Source organism: Agrobacterium vaccinii (assembly GCF_021310995.1).
Classification (GTDB): Bacteria; Pseudomonadota; Alphaproteobacteria; order Rhizobiales; family Rhizobiaceae; genus Agrobacterium; species Agrobacterium vaccinii.
In genome coordinates this window covers 484,727-502,005 of the sequence record NZ_CP054150.1, presented here as the reverse complement: position 1 = coordinate 502,005, position 17,279 = coordinate 484,727, and the positions used below count along the sequence as shown (strand labels likewise).

Below are 17,279 nucleotides of genomic sequence, written 5' to 3'. Positions count from 1 at the left end.
AATGATAAAGCGTAATTGGGGACGTTTGGCCGCAATATCGACACAGGCGGCATCACGGATCGGTCTTGGCGTCGAATTTCTCGGGGTCGAAGATGCGCCCATCGAAAAAGGCATCCGGGCCCAGAACGAGGCCGGAGCGTGAAGCACCGACATGGACCGGCACCTGCAACGTGCCCTCCAGCTTCATGTTGGCCGATGGCACGGGGGCGAAGATGGGACGCACGGCCTTTCTGAAAATATCCGGGCGATAGGCGCTGGCGGCGGAGTCGTATACCTTCGCATCGGTCGCGAATTCTGCGGGGCAGTCGTTCCAGTGCAGCATCTGGCTGAAGAACCACAGTGCCTGGCTCTGCCACGGAAAATTCGCCGCCTTGCCGCTGGTGGAAAAGAAGCCGTGGCACTCCAGCATGCGGGCGGGTGAGTGCGAGATAAAGCCGGTCAGCGCAGGCAGTATAAGCTCGCCATCCATGTCCAGATAATTCGGCGATGCCAGGATGCCTGCCAGTTCCTCGATATTGGCGTGGCTGGAGCACCATTCCCCTGCATGGTAGAGCGCGCGCAGCAGTGCTTCCAGTGTGGCGGGCTCGGCGTCAGCCCATTCGCGTGAAACGGCAAGCACTTTTTCCGGCGCATTCTGCCAGATGTGGGATTTCGTTGTGACGATGCGCGCCGTGCCACGCAGAACCGCGGTGGTGCCATAGGGTTCGCAACCGTAGAAGCCGTCGATCTCGCCTGCTTCGAGCATTTGCGGCATGTCGGCGGGCGGGACTTCGACCAGAGTGAAATCCTGACCGGCGCTGAGACGGGCGCTATCCAGCAGGTATCGCAGCTCGAACACCGAAACCGCCAGATGATGCTCCACCCCGAACACCAGCGGCTTTAGCCGGGCCGACTGACGGGATGCCGCCACACGGGCCATAGCGCGGGCCAAGGTGCCAGGGTCAGGGATTTTCATGCCCTGCTCGGCCAGATCATCGTGCAATTCCTGCGACACCACGAATGTCGCGCCGCCGGTGGCGAGAATAAAGGGCGCGATGAGGTCTGGTGGAAGGTCCGGCACGCCAAGCGCGCTGGCAACGGGCAAGGAGGCGGAAAGATGGAGGCCCTGGAGGTCACCGCTGCGCCATTCGGTCAGCAAATCCTGCACGGAAGGCTTTTTCAGCAGTGTTAGAGATATGCCTTCATCAGCGGCAAAGCCCTTTTCGGCAGCAACAACGAGGACCGCGCTATCCACCGTGGGAGAAAACCCGGCCTTGAAGCTTTTCGAAGCTGCCAAACGAATCTCCTCTGCCGCCAGCTCCTATGAGAATTGCGCACGTTCGAGCATATCACAATCGAAAAATCGAAAATATTCCTATTTTATCAAGCCTACACGCAATGCTTTTGCGACGGCCTGGGTGCGGTTGACCGTATCGAGCTTCTTGGTTGCGCGGTTGAGGTAGTGATTGACCGTGTGTTCCGACAAGGTAAGGATATCGGCGATCTCCGCGCTGGTCTTTCCGGCTGCTGTCCAGTTCAGACAGTCGATCTCCCGGTCGGTCAGGGTGCCGGGAATGCGCGTATCGAGGCTGCGGACATAGGCGAGACGGCTGTAGACATGGGCCGAGACATAGGCGATTTCCGCAATGCACTTCGGCCCCAGCTTGATGTTTTCGCCGTGAAACGAAATCGCGCCCCTTTGGCCGGTACTGTCCTGAACGGGACACCACAGCGACATGGTCATTTCGAACCGTGCAAAGAGCTCAACGATCGTTTTTGCACGGGCCTCCTCATGCCCCGCTTTCATGAAGGTGGGGTCGACGAGGAAAGGCGTGCAGGACTGCTTCAATGTGCGCATCACGTTGCTGCGAGGCAGAAGGCCCTCGTGATCATACTGGTGTAGCAATTCGGCGGGCCAGTTGTTGATGACCGTATATTGCGACAGCTCCAACGCGATGTGGCTTGGAAGATTGACGACCATGAAAGCCTTGAAATCCCAGGCTTCGGTCAGCTTCTTGAGAAACCGGAAAATGTCGAATTGGGTGTTGAGTTCGGCCACTTCCTGCGCGCATTCGGCACCGGGATGAGAATAGGTTGAAATCTCTGGTTTCAGCATTGGCTTTGTCTTTACGGATAGACTTATATTAAAAATATTCAGTATCAGAAGAATGATCAGGCATGAATATCAATGTATCAATTTTTTGCAAACAAAAGTTGTTGGTAACATTAATCACACTTTTGTCTGATGAATATTGTTATTGGACATTAGTCAGTCATATCTGTTTTCTATTCCTGCGACGGGGGCAGGCGTACCATCAAATCACGAGAGATATTCTGCGCGGCCTCGCAAACGATGCCCACCCACTCCTCAAGTCGCTCTCGAGTTAATCTATAGGCCGGACCTGTCACGGAAATGGCGGCGTGAATGCGCCGTCCCGGTGCCGGTACGGGCACGGCAATGCACTGGATACCGGTTTCATGCTCTTCAAGATCGAAGCCATAACCGGACATGCGGATATCTGCAACCTGCTGTTTCAGTTCTCTTGCAGATATGATCGTATTGACCGTGTAGGGGTGGAAGGCGATGGCTGCCAGCGTCTCATCCAGTTCCGCCGCCCCGAGCAGCGAGAGCGCCGCCTTGCCGACGCCGGTGCAATAGGCTGGGGAAACGCGACCGATCTGGGAGTGCATCCGCACCGCATGCTTACCATCGATCTTGTCGAGGTAGACGATCTCGGCACCGCGCAACACGCCGAGATGGACGGATTCCTGCGTCTTCTCATGCAGGAGCCGCAGATGCGGCAGGGCCACCGAGCGCACGTCGTTTCCGCTCCAGGCCTGCGAGGCGAAGGTGAGCAGACGCAGACCCGCAACATAGGTCTGGTCGCCGCGCTGCTCCAGCAGCCCTTCTTCCATGAGGTGCGCGAGCTGGCGGTGCAGCGTGCCGCGTGGCTGTCCGCAGCGTTGAAGAATATCCGTGAAGCGTAGCGGTTGCGGCGACATCACGACCAGTTCAAGCAAGGATATGGCCTTGCCCAGCGTACCGGTCGTGCTCTCGCCGGTTTTATCGATTCGAGCGGCCATGCTATTCTCCACGTGCGCAATTGCCGCGCTTGACATTGCGCTGGCAGCGAGGGCACTATTCCGTTAAATGAAACTTAGTTCCAAATATTGGAACTTGCAATCCTTGCCGGGTGTCATGTTGCAGGAAAATTCCGAAACGCTTTCCGAATTTGCCGATCAGGGCGTTCTGATTACCGGCGGCAGCTCCGGCATCGGCGCGTCGCTGGTCGCAGCCTTTGCAGAGCGCGGCGCGAAGGTCGCTTTCATCGATATCGATGATACCGCAGGAAAAGAGCTTTCCGAAACACTATCGGCACGGACGAAGCATCCCGTATCCTTCATCAAGGCAGACCTTCGCGACCAGTCGCAACTGGCAAAAGCCGTGACGGATGCTGCTCAGGCGACTGGTGGCATCAAGGTGCTGATCAACAACGCCGCCTGGGATGACCGGCACGACATCGACACCGTCACCAGCGACTACTGGGACGCAAACCATGCGGTCAATCTGAAGCCGGTCTTCTTCGTCACGCAGGCGGCCCTGCCCTATTTGCGCAAGGAGAAGGATGCTTCGATCATCAATTTCTCATCCATCTCCTATCTGCTGAACATGGGCGAATTACCCGCCTATACTGCTGCCAAGGCTGGTATCATCGGGTTGACGAAGAGCCTTGCCGGTCGGCTGGGGGCGGAAAACATTCGCGTCAATGCCATTCTGCCCGGCATGATCGTGACCGAGCGGCAAAAGGCGCTGTGGTTGACCGATGATTCGATTACCCAGACTGTCGCTCGCCAGTGCCTCAAACGCGCGCTGACGGCAGACGACATCGTCGGCCCCTGCCTATTTCTGGCCTCGTCGGCATCCGCCGCCATGACGGCCCAAACAATCATCATCGATGGAGGTCTTTTATAATGTCCGATGCAGCATTCGTTGCCGTGGACTGGGGTACGACCAGTTTCCGGCTCTGGCTGATCAGCACATCCGGCGAGATCATTGGCGAGCGACGTAGCGCTGAAGGCATGACGACCGCTATGCGCACCGGCTTTTCAGAGGTGCTGGCATCGCATCTCGAAGCGCTGGCCGCACCTGCGGGCCTGCCTGTCATCATCTGCGGCATGGCGGGTGCCCGTCAGGGCTGGGTCGAAGCCGGTTATGTCGATGTTCCCGCCGATCTTTCTGACGTGCTGAAAGGTGCTGTCCAGGTGCCGGGACAGGCAAGCGATGTCCGCATCCTGCCGGGCCTTGCCCAGCGCGCGGTGGAAACACCAGACGTGATGCGTGGCGAAGAGACCCAGTTGCTGGGTGCGCTGTCAGCAGATTACCGTACAGGCCAGCAACTTGTCTGCATGCCCGGCACCCATTCCAAATGGGTCAGCGTCAGCGATCTCAAGGTCACCGGCTTTTCCACCTTCATGACGGGCGAATTGTTCGACGTCATTTCGAAGCACTCCATTCTCTCGCACGCTGTCTCCGATGCAGAAGCCTTTACCGGCGATCTCGCGGCTTTCCGCACTGCCGTGATGGACGCCTATGCCAATCCGCAAATGGCGACCAACCGGTTGTTTACGGTCCGCTCCGGCCAGTTGCTGCATGGCCTTTCCGCAACCGATGCCAAGGCGAAACTGTCCGGCACGATGATCGGGCTGGAAATTGCCGGGGCCCATTCCACCGCACCGAAAGATGCCAAGGTCGTTCTCATCGCGTCCGGTGCGCTAGGCGACCTTTACAAGGCCGCGTTCGACGCGCTGTCCATAGAATTCGTAACAATCGACGCCGATGAAGCCGTTCGCCGCGGGCTTGTCGCAGCCGCAAACGCCATTTGGCACTGAGGAAACAACACCATGCGTATTCCCTTCCCTTCCATGACATATCCGCTCGTCGCCATCTTGCGCGGCATCAGGCCCGAAGAAACCGATGGCATTGTCACCGCTCTCCTGGAAAGCGGCCTACGCGCCATCGAGATCCCGCTGAACTCGCCTGACGCCTTCCGCTCTATAGAGATCGCAGCAAAGCTTGCACCTGCGGATGCGCTGATCGGCGCTGGCACCGTGCTGACGGTGGAAGACGTCGCAAAGCTGGATGCTGCCGGTGGCAGGCTGATGGTCAGCCCGAATGTGGATGTCGATGTCATCACCGCCGCCCGCGAAAAGGGCATGGTCACCATGCCGGGCGTATTGACGCCGACGGAAGCGCTGCTGGCGCTGAAAGCCGGTGCGACCGGGCTGAAATTCTTCCCGGCAAGCGTTCTGGGACCATCCGGCATCAGCGCCATCAGAGCCATTCTGCCCAAGGATACGCTGGTTGCGGCTGTGGGTGGCGTCTCGGACAAAAATTTCACCGATTACACCAGCATCGGTGTGACGGCCTTCGGCCTTGGCACCAGCCTTTACAAGCCCGGCATGACGGCGGACGATGTGTGTCAGCGCGCAGTCACGACCGTCAAGGCCTATGACGCCGCGATGGGAGCCTGAGCCATGACGGATATCCATAAGTTTACGGGCAAGGTACTGGACAAGGCCCAGATGAAACTGGGCGAAGGCCCAAGCTTCGACCCAACCAACAACACGCTGTGCTGGCTGAACATTCTCGGCAAGGAGCTTCACGAACTCGATCTGAAGACGGACATCAAGACCGTCCACGCTCTGCCCTTCATGGCAAGCGTCGTGGCGCGCATCGATGACAAACGGCAGTTGCTGGCAACGGACGACGGCCTGTTCATCCGCGACCGGGAGACGGGTGGGCTGTTCCTTCACGTCGATTTCGAACCGACCAAGCCCGGCAATCGCTCCAACGACGGACGCGTGCACCCAAGCGGTGCCCTGTGGATCGGCACCATGGGCAGGAAGGCCGAAGAGGGCGCCGGGGCCATTTATCACGTGGCCAAGGGCGTGGTGACGACGCTGTTTGAAAACATCAGCATCAGCAATGCCATCTGCTTTTCACCTGACGGCGCGACCGGTTACTACGTCGACACCAAGGTCAACCGCATGATGCGCCTGCCGCTGGACCCGGCGACCGGCCTGCCAACCGGCAAAGCCGAGGTCTTCATCGATCAGGCTGGCGAAAAGGGCGGCATGGACGGCGCAGTCTGCGATGCGGAAGGTCACATCTGGAACGCCCGCTGGGGTGTTGGCGCAGTGGACCACTATTCGCCGCAGGGTCAACATCTCGCGCGCTACGAGGTGCCTGCCGTGCAGAGCACCTGCCCGGTCTTCTTCGGCGCATCGGCCAATCGCATTGGCGTCACCTCGGCCTGCGAAGGTCTTGATGACGACGTGATTAAGGCCAATCCGCTTTACGGCGCGACATTCGATCTTGGTATCGAGGTCAAGGGCGTGCTGGACGCGGCGTACAAAGCTTAAGTTCGCGCTTGAATGCAGATATCCTCGGGCGTGCCCCGGGGATATCGGTTCAGGGATGGCGACTGGCGGATGCGAGGTCGCGGTAGTTTTCCTGAAGGTAGCGGTGGGTGGCGGCGGAATCCACCGGACGGCCATAGAAATAGCCCTGACCCATGGCGCAACCGAGGCTGCGAAGTTTCTCCGCCTCGCTCTTGTCTTCGATACCCTCCGCCACGACTTCCAGATCCAGCCCGTCACACATGGCGACAATGGCCTTGATGATGTGTTCCGAGGGACGGTCGGTGCTGATGCGCGAGACGAAGGCGCGGTCGATCTTGACCTTATCGAACGAAAAGTCGCGGAGGCGACCGAGACTGGACTGTCCGGTGCCGAAATCATCCAGCGAAATCCTGATGCCTGCATGCTGAAGTTCGGTCAGGATGCGCTGTGCGGTATCGGCGGATGTCATGACCGCCGTTTCGGTGATTTCCAGTTCAACGCGCCTTGGATCGAGCCCGACACGCCGCAGAATGGAGAGAATGTTCTCGGCAGTGCCGGGGTCCATCAATTGCGCCGAGGAGAGATTAAAGGATAAAAACAGCTCCCGTGGCCAGGAGAGTGCGGCTTCTGCCGCCTTGCGCAGCAACGTTTCAGAGAGCGCATCGATGAAGCCGCGCTCTTCCGCCAGAGGCACGAAGACGGCGGGCGACACGAAGCCGAGGTCGGGATCGTTCCAGCGCGCCAGCGCCTCGAAGCCGATGACGGTGGCATCCGTCAGACGCACGATGGGTTGGAAATGCACATCGACGGAATCGCTGATGATGGCATGCCGCAGCGCCTGTTCGAGTTGCGTCGCGTTTTTCATTTCCTGCGCAATTTCGCGCGAATAGACGGTGATCTGCCCACGACCGCGTCGCTTCGAGCGATAAAGTGCTGTTTCGGCACTCTTCAGCAAATCCTCGAAATCGTCGCCCGCGAAAGGGTAGATTGCAAAGCCGAAGGAGGAAGACAGACGCACATTGCGGTCTCCCAGATCGTACGGTGCCGACAGGACGTCCTTGATCATCTGGCCGACGCGTTCTGCCCCGGTTCGCTCGAAGACGAGTGGCAGGACGAAAGCGAACTCGTCGCCATCGTGACGGGTGACGATGGCACCATCCGGCACGCAGGCCTTCAGGCGGTGGGCGACCTGACAGAGAATCTCATCGCCCGCCTGCACGCCGAACAGATCGTTGATCGGCTTGAAGCCGTCGATATTGGCGACACCGATGGTGAAGGGAGCAGGATCATTCGCCCGTTCCGTTGCCAGCATGCGCACCTTGTCACGAAGCCGGTAGCGGTTTCCCAGACCCGTCAGCGGATCACTATAGGCCATGGCCTGCAACTCGTGCTGGCTCACCATCGGCGCATTGGGCTCAGGCGATTTCATTCGCGCATCCTGATCGGGGCATTGTGAGGAATTTTCGAGGTCGACATGAATGATTCTTGCACAATCACTATCGCTGAACTCTGCGAAATAGCTATCGATTTTGAGGGTAGAACCGCTCTTGGCGCAGCGATTTAACTGCGCACACGGGACTCCCGTTGTGGCATGTGTCGTTTGATAAGAGCATCCACCATATCGGGGCTGACGGGTTTCAGCAGCATATCGTCCATGCCAGCGGCAAGGCAGGCTTGCCGATCGCCCTCGAAAGCCAGAGACACCACGCCGATGATGGGCGTGCGCGCCAGCTGCGATCCCATCATATTGCGCAATCTGCGCGCGACTTCGAAGCCGTCGAGGTCCGGCAGGGTCGTATCCAGAAGGACGAAGGCGGGCTTTTCCTGCTCGTAAAGGTGAAGCGCATCCTTGCCCGTGGCGGCGATCCTATAGCTCATGCCCAGGCTTTCCATGATCTGCGAAAAGACGATCTGGTTGATGTTGTTATCCTCGACGACCAGAACGTCGAGCGTGGTTTTCTTGATGCTCGCAGGCGTGGTGCCGGTGGAAATTTCCCAGCCGCCATCGCTTTCGGGGGAAGACAGCGCCTGGCTGGTGAGACGGAAATGACGGGTAATATGATGGATCAGTGCGCTTTCGAGCAGATAATCGTCTACCGCCACCGAATCCACGCCATAGGACTGCGAAAGGTCGAGGCACGCAATATCCAGTTGAACGTCAACGATCACGAGATCGACCTGCACCCCTGCGGATGCGGCGAATTCCATGAACGCTCTCTGCTCGGCCTGACTGGTGGTGACCGCACAGTCCACACCCACGGCCACCATTTTGCGCCGCGCAAATTCCCCCAACGTGGCGTTGGGCGTGACCAGCAGAATGCTGCGGCCCTTCAGTATCTGCGATGCCTGATGATGCTCGTCATCCACGTAGGACGAGGTCACGAAGGACATGTGTTCCAGCCCGCGAATGACACTCTTTCCATCCGTTCCGGCTGTCGAAAAGGCCGTGACATCATCCATGGTGGTGACGAGGAAATACCGACCAGGCTTGCCCACACGCTGTTTGCGCGTGATGACCAGAACCTCTTCGCCTGTCAGCCGCGTGACGCGTTCCGGGTAGATATCGGGCGTGCCGGTTGCCAGCACGTGACGGTCGATGGCATCGATGCGCGAGGCAAGCGGGTCGGAGTGGATATCGGAAACGGTGCGCCCAAGAATGAGATCGGCGGATGTTTCCAGAAGCGCGCAACCGGCTTTGTTGACAGCGACATAGGCCGTGCTGCGATCCTTGACGAAGACCGACAGCGGCAGCGTATCGAGAATTTCTTCCGTCAACTGTACCCGCTCGATATCCGAACGCCACTGCTCCTCGCGCTTCTTCTGCTCTGAAATGTCGGTGATGACGCAGATGCCGATGCCGGAGGGCATGCGCCGTTTCATCAAGCGCAACCAGCGATCACCAGCGATCTGTTCGACGGTTTCGGAGCGCTCTTTCCAGTGCGATGCCAGTTGCTCTGCAATCCAGTCTTCGCGCTCCACGCAATGGGGTGCGCAATCATCACCCGATGCCCGCTGGCAATCGTAGAGTGCGCCTAGAAAATCGCGCAGCCGCGTGCCGACGGCGAACTTGGTCTCACAAACGGCAAAGTGGTTCAGAACACGGCGACTCGCAAAAACGATATGATCGTCACGGTCATAGATGATCAGCGCGGAGGAGATCGCGTCGCAAACGGCGTCGAACATGGCAGTCTGAATGTCTGCGCAAACCGACCCCACCTCCTTCATTGCAATTCCTCACACATACGTCTCAAGGCGATAATCACTCACAGCAAAAACCCGACCGATAGCCGCATGAAAATAGATAAATTATGAGACAGACGGGGTTACGACTTGAAGCAGACCTTTTGCGTTATGTGACGGCCCCAGCTACCCGTCACACACCCTTGGCCACGCCGAAGGGACATCATGCTGCACTCATTTCAAGCTGAATGCACAGTAACTGCTTTACCTTAAAAGGCACTTAACATTGTCGTTTGCAAAAATTTAGCGGGACAACCAATCGATCTGCCGGGCTTTGTGCGAATTTCCTTTCACATGGCGGACGAATCCACGAAAATAACGCCATGTCCATCAAACAGCTTTCCGAGACCCTGATCAACCAGATTGCCGCAGGCGAGGTCATCGAGCGCCCTTCCAGTGCGGCCAAGGAGTTGATCGAAAACGCCATCGACGCAGGCGCAACGCGCATCGAGATTGCCACCGCTGGCGGCGGCAAAGGGCTCGTGCGCATCTCGGACAATGGCTGCGGCATGTCGCCTGCCGATCTGGAGCTGGCGATCCGCAGGCATTGCACCTCGAAGATTTCAGCAACGCTCGACGATATCAGGACGCTGGGGTTTCGTGGCGAGGCCCTCCCCTCCATCGGCTCCGTCGCCAAACTGACCATCACCAGCCGCCAGCAGGGTGCGACCGAAGGTGCTGTTATCTCGGTTGCGGGTGGCAAGCTTTCGCCGGTGCGGCCAGCGCCGTCCAACACCGGCACGATCGTTGAAGTACGCGACCTGTTCTTTGCCACGCCCGCGCGGCTGAAATTCCTGAAGACGGAGCGGGCCGAAGCGGCAGCGATTACCGAAATCGTCAAGCGCATGGCGATTGCCTTCCCGCATATCCGCTTCGTTCTCTCAGGCACGGACCGCTCGACGCTGGAGTTTGCGGCAACCGGTGATGACCATCTGGCACGCATGGCGCAGATTCTCGGTGCGGATTTCAAGGACAACGCCATCGAGATCGACGCGGAGCGCGAAGACGTCACGCTGACCGGATTTGCCGGTGTGCCGACCTTCAACAGGGGAAACTCGGCGCATCAATATATGTTCGTGAACGGTCGCCCGGTGCAGGACAAGCTGCTGCTTTCGGCCATTCGCGGCGCCTATGCTGAAACCGTGCCCCATGGCCGTTACCCGATTGCAGTTCTGTCGCTGCAACTCGACCCCGCACTGGTTGACGTCAATGTGCATCCGGCAAAATCCGATGTGCGTTTTCGCGATCCCGGCCTCATCCGTGGGCTGATCGTCGGGGCCGTGCGTCAGGGCTTGCTGCGCGAGGGAGACCGGGCGGCCACCACCGGTGCAGCACAGATGATGAACGCGTTTCGCCCCGGCTACAGCCCTTCGACAGTGCGGCCCTATCCTTCGCAGGCGTGGACGCCAGCCGCATCACCGTCTCGGCCATTGTCGGTTTCGAACGATCTGGCGCTGCGGGAAACCGCGCAATCGCAGTTCACCGACATAACCATGCCGACCGCGCGCGCCGAACAGGCGGTTGCGGAAACGGTGGTGACCGGGGCCGAACCATCGCGGTTTCCTCTGGGAGCGGCCCGCGCGCAGGTTCACGCCAACTACATCGTTGCGCAAACGGAAGACGGGCTCGTGATCGTGGATCAGCACGCGGCGCATGAACGGCTGGTTTTCGAGGAAATTCGCAAGGCGCTTCACGCCAAACGCCCGCCCTCACAGGTGCTTCTCATCCCTGAAATCATCGATCTGCCGGAAGAGGATTGCGACCGGCTGATGGAACATGCCGCCGGGTTCGACAGCATGGGCCTGACGATCGAGCGGTTCGGTCCGGGTGCTGTCGCCGTGCGCGAGACGCCCGCAATGCTGGGTGAGGTCAATGTGCAAGGGCTGGTGCGCCAGCTTGCTGACGAAATAGCCGAGTGGGACACGGCTGGCAGTCTGGCCAGCAAGCTCGAATATGTCGCTGCCACCATGGCGTGCCACGGTTCGGTGCGCGCAGGTCGCCGCATGCGCCCGGAAGAAATGAACGCCCTGCTGCGGCAGATGGAAAACACGCCCGGCTCCGGCCAGTGCAACCACGGGCGCCCAACCTATATCGAACTGAAGCTCGCCGATATCGAACGACTGTTCGGCAGAAGCTGAGGAAAACATGCTGGCATTTTTCAGGCGGCATCATTAATAAGACAGACGTCAGGAGAGCACAGAGATGAACAGATTTGAAGGCGGTAGCAACCGCGAGGCCAAGGTCGAATATCTCGACGGCGATATGCGCATCGTCCAGACCGGCTCCCACGTCATCTGTGCCATGACTGGCAAGCACATCCCCATCGATGAGTTGCGCTATTGGAGCGTGTTGCGTCAGGAGCCCTATGCGGACGCGGCAGCGTCGATGGAAGCCGAAAAACGGGCCGGGGCTTTACCAAATCAGAAGCGGAATGCCTGAGACGTCGTTTTTGCTTGAGACACGACGTATGAAAAGGCCGGGCTCTCGCCCGGCGTTTTCTTAGGGTGCTGGTGTATTCGTCGAGCTAGGGTTTCTGTCCGTGCCTTCGGTAGGGGGCGTCGCGCCGGATGGAGTGTTGTTGTCGAAGGTCTGGCCACCCTGTGCACCTGGATTGGCCGATGGCACAGACGTCGCTGGGCCAGGTGCTGGCTGTGTCTCAGTGGTCGCAGGTGCGGTGCTTTCACCCCAGGTTTCGGCAACGATCCAGACAGCGCCAGCCAACAGAAGGCTGATGACGAGAATGATTAGCACTGGGCTGCCTTTAAAACCCTGTCGGCTTTCGCGCGGTGTAAACACCTTCTTTTCCGTATTTTCCTGCGGCATTGGATCCTCCTGAAACCAGAGAACGCACAAATGTGACGCTCATCTCTCATCAGGAAAGTGTGCAAAAGCCATATAGTTCCTTCGCCGTGCGATATTCGCGCGCTCTGCGCAAGTCTAGGCCTGCGCCAGTTTCCGCTGACGGCAGTTGCTGATCGCTGTGTCGATGATGGCGCCTGCTGCATTGGGATCGTCGAAGATCATGTCGATATCGATGACCAGTGTGCTCGAAAGCAGTTCAGAAGCACTGCCGTGATGGCCTTTCAGGCGAACGGCATCCTTGGCGGTGGTGACCAGCATAAGGTTGAGCCGGTTGGCCTCATCCGTCAGATCGCGGATTTCCTCGTCGCTGAAATTGTGGTGATCCGGGAAAGAGCGGCGCGCGACGATCTGCCCGCCCAGTTCTTCGACCGTGCGATAAAACTTGGTGGGATCGGCGATACCGGCATAGGCCAGCACGCGTTTATCCGCGAAATCCGGCTGCGGCCTTGGCTTGATGGAGGAGACGAAGACGGGCTTTCCGGCGCGCGCGGCAGTGCGAACGATGACTTCCGCCGCCTGCCCGCTGCCGACTTTCAAAATTGCGGTGAGTTGCCGCATTTGCTCGGCAAGCGGTGCGCGGACCGGTCCACCCGGCACCAGATGGCCGTTGCCAATGCCACGCTGGGTGTCGATCACCACCAGCGCATAGTCCAGCGTCAGCCGCGCACTTTGAAAGCCGTCATCCATGATGATGAGATCGACGCCTTCCGCCACCAGACGGCGCGCGCCCTCCACCCGCCTGCGGGAAATGACGGTGATGGCCTCACGGGCCAGCAACAGCGGTTCATCGCCAACATCCACGGAGCGGTGATGATCGGCATCGACCAGCGTGGTGACATCCAGTGTGCCGCCATAACCGCGGCTGAGAAAGCCGGGCTTCAGCCCTTTGGCAAGGGCGGCTCTGGCAATAGCAATGGCAGTCGGAGTCTTGCCCGCACCACCGACGGTGAAGTTACCGATGCAGATGACCGGGACCGGAACGGAGGCACGCCTGGCCTTTTTCATCGTGCGTCCGGCAATTTTGCCATAGACGAACGAAAACGGTGCCAGCGCCCACGCCTGCCAACCAGCCTTTTCCCACCAGAATGGCGGCGCTTCCGAAACCATCAGTCCCCCAAACTCCTGCGTTTCTGTCCAAGCACGTCGTAGCGCAGATTTCGCGCGACAGGCTTAGGATCAGACCAGCTATCTGCCAGAAAGGTAAGGATTTTGCAAAGAATGGCGGCGCGCGTGGGTCGCCGCTAAACCGTGACCTGCTGCGGCAGCAGGGTCTCGAGACCGGTGATGTCGTCTAAACAATAATCACAATCTGCAGCGAGGCTTTCTCTTGAGCCCGTGCCCGTGAGCACGGCGATGCACAGACCAGCACCCGCGTGCCTGCCCATGTGGAGATCGTGATTGTTATCGCCCACCACTGCCACACGTTCCGGCGGCAGACCGGTGGCAGCACAGAAGCCCAAGACCATGCCGGGCTGCGGCTTGGTGCCGTGGCCGCTGTCATAGCCCGCGACGAAATCGAGATCGGCATCGAAGCCGAAACGCTTGGCGAGTTCGCGGATGGACGCTTCATTGTCGCTGGATGCGATGCCGAGCTTGTAACCCCTGCCCTTCAAACGGGCGAACAGCGCCTTGAGATCGGTGACCACGACGGATTTTCCCGCCGCTTGCGTGAACAGCAGATCGAGACGCCGGGTGAGGTCCACGATTTCGCAAGGCGAACCGGCGGCAACGAGGCCCTCGGCAATCTGCACCGTGTTTCCAGCGGCCAGCAGGCTATCGGGTTTGACGTGTCCGGTGACGGGGTCCATGCCACAGGCGAGAAGCAATCGGTCTGCCAGCGCGGCATCCCCCTGCGAGGCAATGGCCGCCAGCTCCCGGTTGACCGGCCCCCAGCTCGCATCATAACCGATCAGCGTTCCGTCCTTGTCGAACAGAATGGCCGCTATGGCATCGGGCGATTTTGCGGCACTGCCTACCTGCATCATCAGCCGACCGCACTGCGGGGCTGGAGTTTCGCCGTTACCGTCAATGGGTTAATGTAGGGTTCAAGCGCCTTCACAGTGCAGGACAGCGCGCCGCGCATGTCCTGAATGACCCTGCCGCCAGCATCGATCATCTTGTAGCGTTCATTGTCGTTGACCAGCAGGTAATGCACCGCCTTCGCCAGCATTTCTACATCGCGGATGATGCGCCCGCCGCCGGACCGCAGCAATTTCTGATAGGCTTCGCGGAAGTTTTGCACATGCGCACCTGACAGTACCGCGCAGCCCAGCATGGCTGGTTCCAGCGGGTTCTGCCCACCCTCTGCCAGCAGGGAGCGGCCGACAAAGGCCAGTTCGGTCAGGCGCAGATAAAGCCCCATTTCACCGATGCTGTCGCCCAGAAACACATCCGTCTGCGGCGTGATCACATCGTTGCGGCTGCGGCGTGCGACGTTGAGGTTCATGCCTTTCAGCATGGTCTCGATGTCGTCGCAGCGTTCCGGGTGACGCGGCACGATGATCGTCAACTGCCCATCGCGGGATTTGATGGCGTTGTGAACCGTGGCCGCCGCCTTCTCTTCCCCTTCGAAGGTGGAGATGGCTGCCCATGTCTTGCGGTTGCCGATCTGGCGACGATAGGTGTCCAGCACAGTCGCATCGCAGGGCGGAGGATCGGTGTCGCCCTTGAGATTGCCCGATACGACGACAGGCCACGAACCGAGATCACGGAAACGTTCGGCATCGAGATCGGACTGGGCGACAACGAGAGCAAGCTTGCTGAACAAGGCCTCGGCAAAATCGGACCGGTTGTGCCAACGTCCAAAGGAGCGATCCGAAAGGCGCGCATTGACGCGGATTTGCGGAATGTGGCGGCGTTCGAGCTCCATCATCGTCACCGGCCATATCTCGGATTCAGCGGTAATGGCCGCGTCCGGCATCCAGTAGGTGAGGAAGCGGTTGATGGAAATCTTGATATCGAGCGGCACATATTGGTGGATGACATCGTCGCCGAGGCGGGTCTTGCTCAACTCCGCAGACGTCACTGTGCCCGTGGTCAAAAGAACGTGAATATCGCGCTTGCGTATCTCGCGAATGAGCGGCACGAGCGCCAGCGTTTCACCGACACTGGCTGCGTGGAACCAGACAAGGGGTCCGCGCGGACGGTCGGCACTGGCATGACCGAAGCGTTCCATGCGGCGACGCTTGTCTTCCTTGCCCTTGGCAGCGCGGTACATGAGGTAAGGCCTGGCGAAGGGATAGGCTGCAACGCCTGCAATTCTATAACCCGAAAGGGCGAAACGTGCGATTCGGCTGTTCATGACATGCTGCCTTCGATCATTTCGCGCAATGCTTTCCCCTGTGAACCCTGCCAGAGCGTAGCGTCAAACAACGGGCTGACCCGCGTTGCTCTATCTTTTTGTTTGGCATCGCATCTTTCGAAAACGTCTCTGCGTTTTCCCTTCGATGCCTGAAGGCCTACTTCATATAAAAATGCGTCTTTTTTGTTTCAGAACAGAAACGGGTCTGCGAAAAATCCGCCGCGGTCCCAGATGTTGTGCGTACCCTAGAGGGAGCCGCACAACCTTTTGCTCTGTCTGGTATAGTACAAAGGAAGTAGGAAAGCAGCGATTATTTGCTTTGAGGATCGAGCAGACGGTGCATATGCACTATAAAATAACGCATATGGGCGTTATCCACAGTCTGCTGGGCCTTGGACTTCCACGCCGTCAGTGCCGTTGCATAATCCGGGAAGATGCCGACGATATCCAGCGCCTTCAAATCGCGAAACTGAACCTCTTGCAGATTTTCAAGTTCGCCGCCGAATACGAGGTGAAGAAGCTGTTTCTGGTCGCCCGCTGCCGTCATTTTGTATCTTCTTTCTAATGGTCAATTGCCCGCAGAGCCCCTCATTTGCGGGATTTCGTCGTGAAAATCAACCTCTGTCAGACAGGTTGAGGGGGATTGAGGAGAACAGGCAACGCATGGTCGGCGGCTGCGCACAATTCTGGATGCGTTACATCACGCTGGTTGTAGATCAACGGTTTTCCAGCAAAATCCACCAGACGACCGCCAGCGCGCTCCAGAATGAGATCGGCAGCGGCGAGATCCCAGTCATGGGAATTGGCCTTCACCAGCGTTCCGTCAATGCGCCCATCGGCAACCATGGCCAGCCGGTAGGCCAGCGATGGCACATGCGGAATGCGGTGCACCCGCGCCTTCACCGTCTGCGGAAGCCGCGCAATCACGTCTTCAGGCGCGGCAAGTCTTATATCCTCGCCAGCTACGGTAACAGACAGGGGCTGACCATTCTTCATGGCCGGACCGACAGTGAGCGCACTGAACTCTTCGTCAAAGGCAGGTGCTACCAGTGCGGCTGCGACCGGCCTGCCGCGATGAACCACGGCGACGCTGACACACCATGTGTCCTTGCCACCAATGAAGGCGCGGGTGCCATCGATGGGGTCCACAACGAAGAGCGTCTCTTTCGACAACCGCTCCTCATCGTCATCCGTTTCCTCCGAAAGCCAGCCATAATCCGGTCGCGCCTTGCGAAGCAGGGTTTCCAGCAATTCGTTGGCGGCGTAATCTGCGGCACTGACGGGAGAGTGGCCCTGTTTCCACCAGACCTCCGGGTCCTTGCGGAAAAACTTCAGCGCCACCTGCCCTGCTTGCCGCGCGGCATCCAGAATAAGGTCAAGGTCGGAGCGCCAGTCGGCTCCCGTTGCATCGGTCATATCGTCTTCGTTTGTCATTCGACCTTCAGAAGGTGCGTTTTACATGCCAGAACATGCGCATGGCATGGCGGTCAAATCA

The 17,279-nt window shown here is 58.9% G+C and carries 17 protein-coding genes; 6 read left to right on the top strand and 11 right to left on the bottom strand.

All coding sequences use genetic code 11. From position 1 onward, the window contains the following. Nucleotides 1–52 precede the first annotated feature (52 nt). The 3 genes from HRR99_RS02395 to HRR99_RS02385 all read right to left on the bottom strand — a co-directional run bounded on the left by HRR99_RS02395 (nucleotide 53) and on the right by HRR99_RS02385 (nucleotide 3,063). Nucleotides 53–1,276, bottom strand: coding sequence for a CmpA/NrtA family ABC transporter substrate-binding protein (locus tag HRR99_RS02395; protein WP_233122619.1), 1,224 nt, complete (start codon nucleotides 1,274–1,276; stop codon nucleotides 53–55). Between the two features lie 78 nt (nucleotides 1,277–1,354). After that, nucleotides 1,355–2,095 carry a helix-turn-helix transcriptional regulator gene (locus tag HRR99_RS02390; protein ID WP_112501178.1) on the bottom strand — a complete coding sequence of 247 codons (741 nt, stop codon included), beginning with the start codon at nucleotides 2,093–2,095 and terminating at the stop codon, nucleotides 1,355–1,357. Between the two features lie 170 nt (nucleotides 2,096–2,265). Continuing rightward, a complete protein-coding gene (locus HRR99_RS02385) occupies nucleotides 2,266–3,063 on the bottom strand; it encodes an IclR family transcriptional regulator (RefSeq protein WP_233122618.1) in 798 nt (265 codons plus the stop codon). Nucleotides 3,064–3,178: 115 nt separating this feature from the next. Between HRR99_RS02385 and HRR99_RS02380 the strand changes: the two genes are divergently transcribed. The 4 genes from HRR99_RS02380 to HRR99_RS02365 are packed head-to-tail and all read left to right on the top strand — an operon-like array spanning nucleotide 3,179 to nucleotide 6,402. Beyond that, the gene (locus HRR99_RS02380) at nucleotides 3,179–3,952 is read left to right on the top strand and encodes an SDR family NAD(P)-dependent oxidoreductase (RefSeq protein WP_233123552.1); all 774 of its coding nucleotides are present in this window, start codon (nucleotides 3,179–3,181) and stop codon (nucleotides 3,950–3,952) included. Further along, nucleotides 3,952–4,869, top strand: coding sequence for a 2-dehydro-3-deoxygalactonokinase (locus HRR99_RS02375; protein ID WP_233122617.1), 918 nt, complete (start codon nucleotides 3,952–3,954; stop codon nucleotides 4,867–4,869). The genes HRR99_RS02380 and HRR99_RS02375 overlap by 1 nt, the downstream gene beginning before the upstream one ends. 12 nt (nucleotides 4,870–4,881) lie before the next feature. Next, a complete protein-coding gene (locus tag HRR99_RS02370) occupies nucleotides 4,882–5,511 on the top strand; it encodes a 2-dehydro-3-deoxy-6-phosphogalactonate aldolase (protein WP_233122616.1) in 630 nt (209 codons plus the stop codon). Between the two features lie 3 nt (nucleotides 5,512–5,514). Then, nucleotides 5,515–6,402, top strand: a complete 888-nt coding sequence (locus tag HRR99_RS02365) for an SMP-30/gluconolactonase/LRE family protein (RefSeq protein WP_233122615.1) — start codon at nucleotides 5,515–5,517, stop codon at nucleotides 6,400–6,402. 49 nt (nucleotides 6,403–6,451) lie between these two features. Here HRR99_RS02365 and HRR99_RS02360 read toward each other — a convergent pair whose 3' ends face one another. Further along, entirely contained in the window at nucleotides 6,452–7,810 is a 1,359-nt protein-coding gene (locus tag HRR99_RS02360; RefSeq protein ID WP_111840951.1) for a putative bifunctional diguanylate cyclase/phosphodiesterase, read from the bottom strand. 131 nt (nucleotides 7,811–7,941) lie between these two features. Next, nucleotides 7,942–9,606 (bottom strand): response regulator, encoded by a 1,665-nt coding sequence (locus tag HRR99_RS02355; RefSeq protein WP_233122614.1) that lies wholly within the window; start codon nucleotides 9,604–9,606, stop codon nucleotides 7,942–7,944. A 338-nt stretch (nucleotides 9,607–9,944) separates the two neighbouring features. Here HRR99_RS02355 and mutL point away from each other — a divergent pair, with 338 nt between their 5' ends. After that, entirely contained in the window at nucleotides 9,945–11,759 is a 1,815-nt protein-coding gene (gene mutL / locus HRR99_RS02350) for a DNA mismatch repair endonuclease MutL (RefSeq protein WP_233122613.1), read from the top strand. A 64-nt stretch (nucleotides 11,760–11,823) separates the two neighbouring features. Continuing rightward, nucleotides 11,824–12,060: a DUF2093 domain-containing protein gene (locus tag HRR99_RS02345; protein WP_233122612.1), complete on the top strand. Its 237-nt coding sequence runs from the start codon at nucleotides 11,824–11,826 to the stop codon at nucleotides 12,058–12,060. A gap of 60 nt (nucleotides 12,061–12,120) precedes the next feature. On the opposite strand, the gene HRR99_RS02340 is transcribed toward HRR99_RS02345, so the two are convergent. From HRR99_RS02340 to HRR99_RS02315, 6 genes are all read right to left on the bottom strand, one after another. Continuing rightward, nucleotides 12,121–12,444 (bottom strand): hypothetical protein, encoded by a 324-nt coding sequence (locus tag HRR99_RS02340; RefSeq protein ID WP_233122611.1) that lies wholly within the window; start codon nucleotides 12,442–12,444, stop codon nucleotides 12,121–12,123. 114 nt (nucleotides 12,445–12,558) lie between these two features. Further along, the gene (gene lpxK, locus HRR99_RS02335) at nucleotides 12,559–13,590 is read right to left on the bottom strand and encodes a tetraacyldisaccharide 4'-kinase (RefSeq protein WP_233122610.1); all 1,032 of its coding nucleotides are present in this window, start codon (nucleotides 13,588–13,590) and stop codon (nucleotides 12,559–12,561) included. A 134-nt stretch (nucleotides 13,591–13,724) separates the two neighbouring features. After that, entirely contained in the window at nucleotides 13,725–14,465 is a 741-nt protein-coding gene (locus HRR99_RS02330; RefSeq protein ID WP_233123551.1) for an HAD family hydrolase, read from the bottom strand. Nucleotides 14,466–14,467: 2 nt separating this feature from the next. After that, entirely contained in the window at nucleotides 14,468–15,784 is a 1,317-nt protein-coding gene (waaA, locus tag HRR99_RS02325; protein ID WP_233122609.1) for a lipid IV(A) 3-deoxy-D-manno-octulosonic acid transferase, read from the bottom strand. Between the two features lie 310 nt (nucleotides 15,785–16,094). Next, nucleotides 16,095–16,331 carry a DUF4170 domain-containing protein gene (locus HRR99_RS02320; RefSeq protein WP_233122608.1) on the bottom strand — a complete coding sequence of 79 codons (237 nt, stop codon included), beginning with the start codon at nucleotides 16,329–16,331 and terminating at the stop codon, nucleotides 16,095–16,097. Nucleotides 16,332–16,408: 77 nt separating this feature from the next. Next, on the bottom strand, nucleotides 16,409–17,200 hold the full coding sequence (locus tag HRR99_RS02315) for a 3'(2'),5'-bisphosphate nucleotidase CysQ (protein ID WP_233123550.1): 792 nt from the start codon (nucleotides 17,198–17,200) through the stop codon (nucleotides 16,409–16,411). Nucleotides 17,201–17,279: the final 79 nt, after the last annotated feature.

Coding starts and splice junctions, on each gene's coding strand:
- HRR99_RS02385 (WP_233122618.1), bottom strand. CDS start 3,063: ATGGCCGCTCGAATCGATAAAACCGGCGAGAGCACGACCGGTACGCTG.
- HRR99_RS02375 (WP_233122617.1), top strand. CDS start 3,952: ATGTCCGATGCAGCATTCGTTGCCGTGGACTGGGGTACGACCAGTTTC.
- HRR99_RS02380 (WP_233123552.1), top strand. CDS start 3,179: ATGTTGCAGGAAAATTCCGAAACGCTTTCCGAATTTGCCGATCAGGGC.
- waaA (WP_233122609.1), bottom strand. CDS start 15,784: ATGAACAGCCGAATCGCACGTTTCGCCCTTTCGGGTTATAGAATTGCA.
- HRR99_RS02365 (WP_233122615.1), top strand. CDS start 5,515: ATGACGGATATCCATAAGTTTACGGGCAAGGTACTGGACAAGGCCCAG.
- HRR99_RS02320 (WP_233122608.1), bottom strand. CDS start 16,331: ATGACGGCAGCGGGCGACCAGAAACAGCTTCTTCACCTCGTATTCGGC.
- HRR99_RS02355 (WP_233122614.1), bottom strand. CDS start 9,606: ATGAAGGAGGTGGGGTCGGTTTGCGCAGACATTCAGACTGCCATGTTC.
- HRR99_RS02340 (WP_233122611.1), bottom strand. CDS start 12,444: ATGCCGCAGGAAAATACGGAAAAGAAGGTGTTTACACCGCGCGAAAGC.
- HRR99_RS02330 (WP_233123551.1), bottom strand. CDS start 14,465: ATGCAGGTAGGCAGTGCCGCAAAATCGCCCGATGCCATAGCGGCCATT.
- HRR99_RS02360 (WP_111840951.1), bottom strand. CDS start 7,810: ATGAAATCGCCTGAGCCCAATGCGCCGATGGTGAGCCAGCACGAGTTG.
- HRR99_RS02345 (WP_233122612.1), top strand. CDS start 11,824: ATGAACAGATTTGAAGGCGGTAGCAACCGCGAGGCCAAGGTCGAATAT.
- HRR99_RS02315 (WP_233123550.1), bottom strand. CDS start 17,200: ATGACCGATGCAACGGGAGCCGACTGGCGCTCCGACCTTGACCTTATT.
- HRR99_RS02370 (WP_233122616.1), top strand. CDS start 4,882: ATGCGTATTCCCTTCCCTTCCATGACATATCCGCTCGTCGCCATCTTG.
- HRR99_RS02390 (WP_112501178.1), bottom strand. CDS start 2,095: ATGCTGAAACCAGAGATTTCAACCTATTCTCATCCCGGTGCCGAATGC.
- lpxK (WP_233122610.1), bottom strand. CDS start 13,590: ATGGTTTCGGAAGCGCCGCCATTCTGGTGGGAAAAGGCTGGTTGGCAG.
- mutL (WP_233122613.1), top strand. CDS start 9,945: ATGTCCATCAAACAGCTTTCCGAGACCCTGATCAACCAGATTGCCGCA.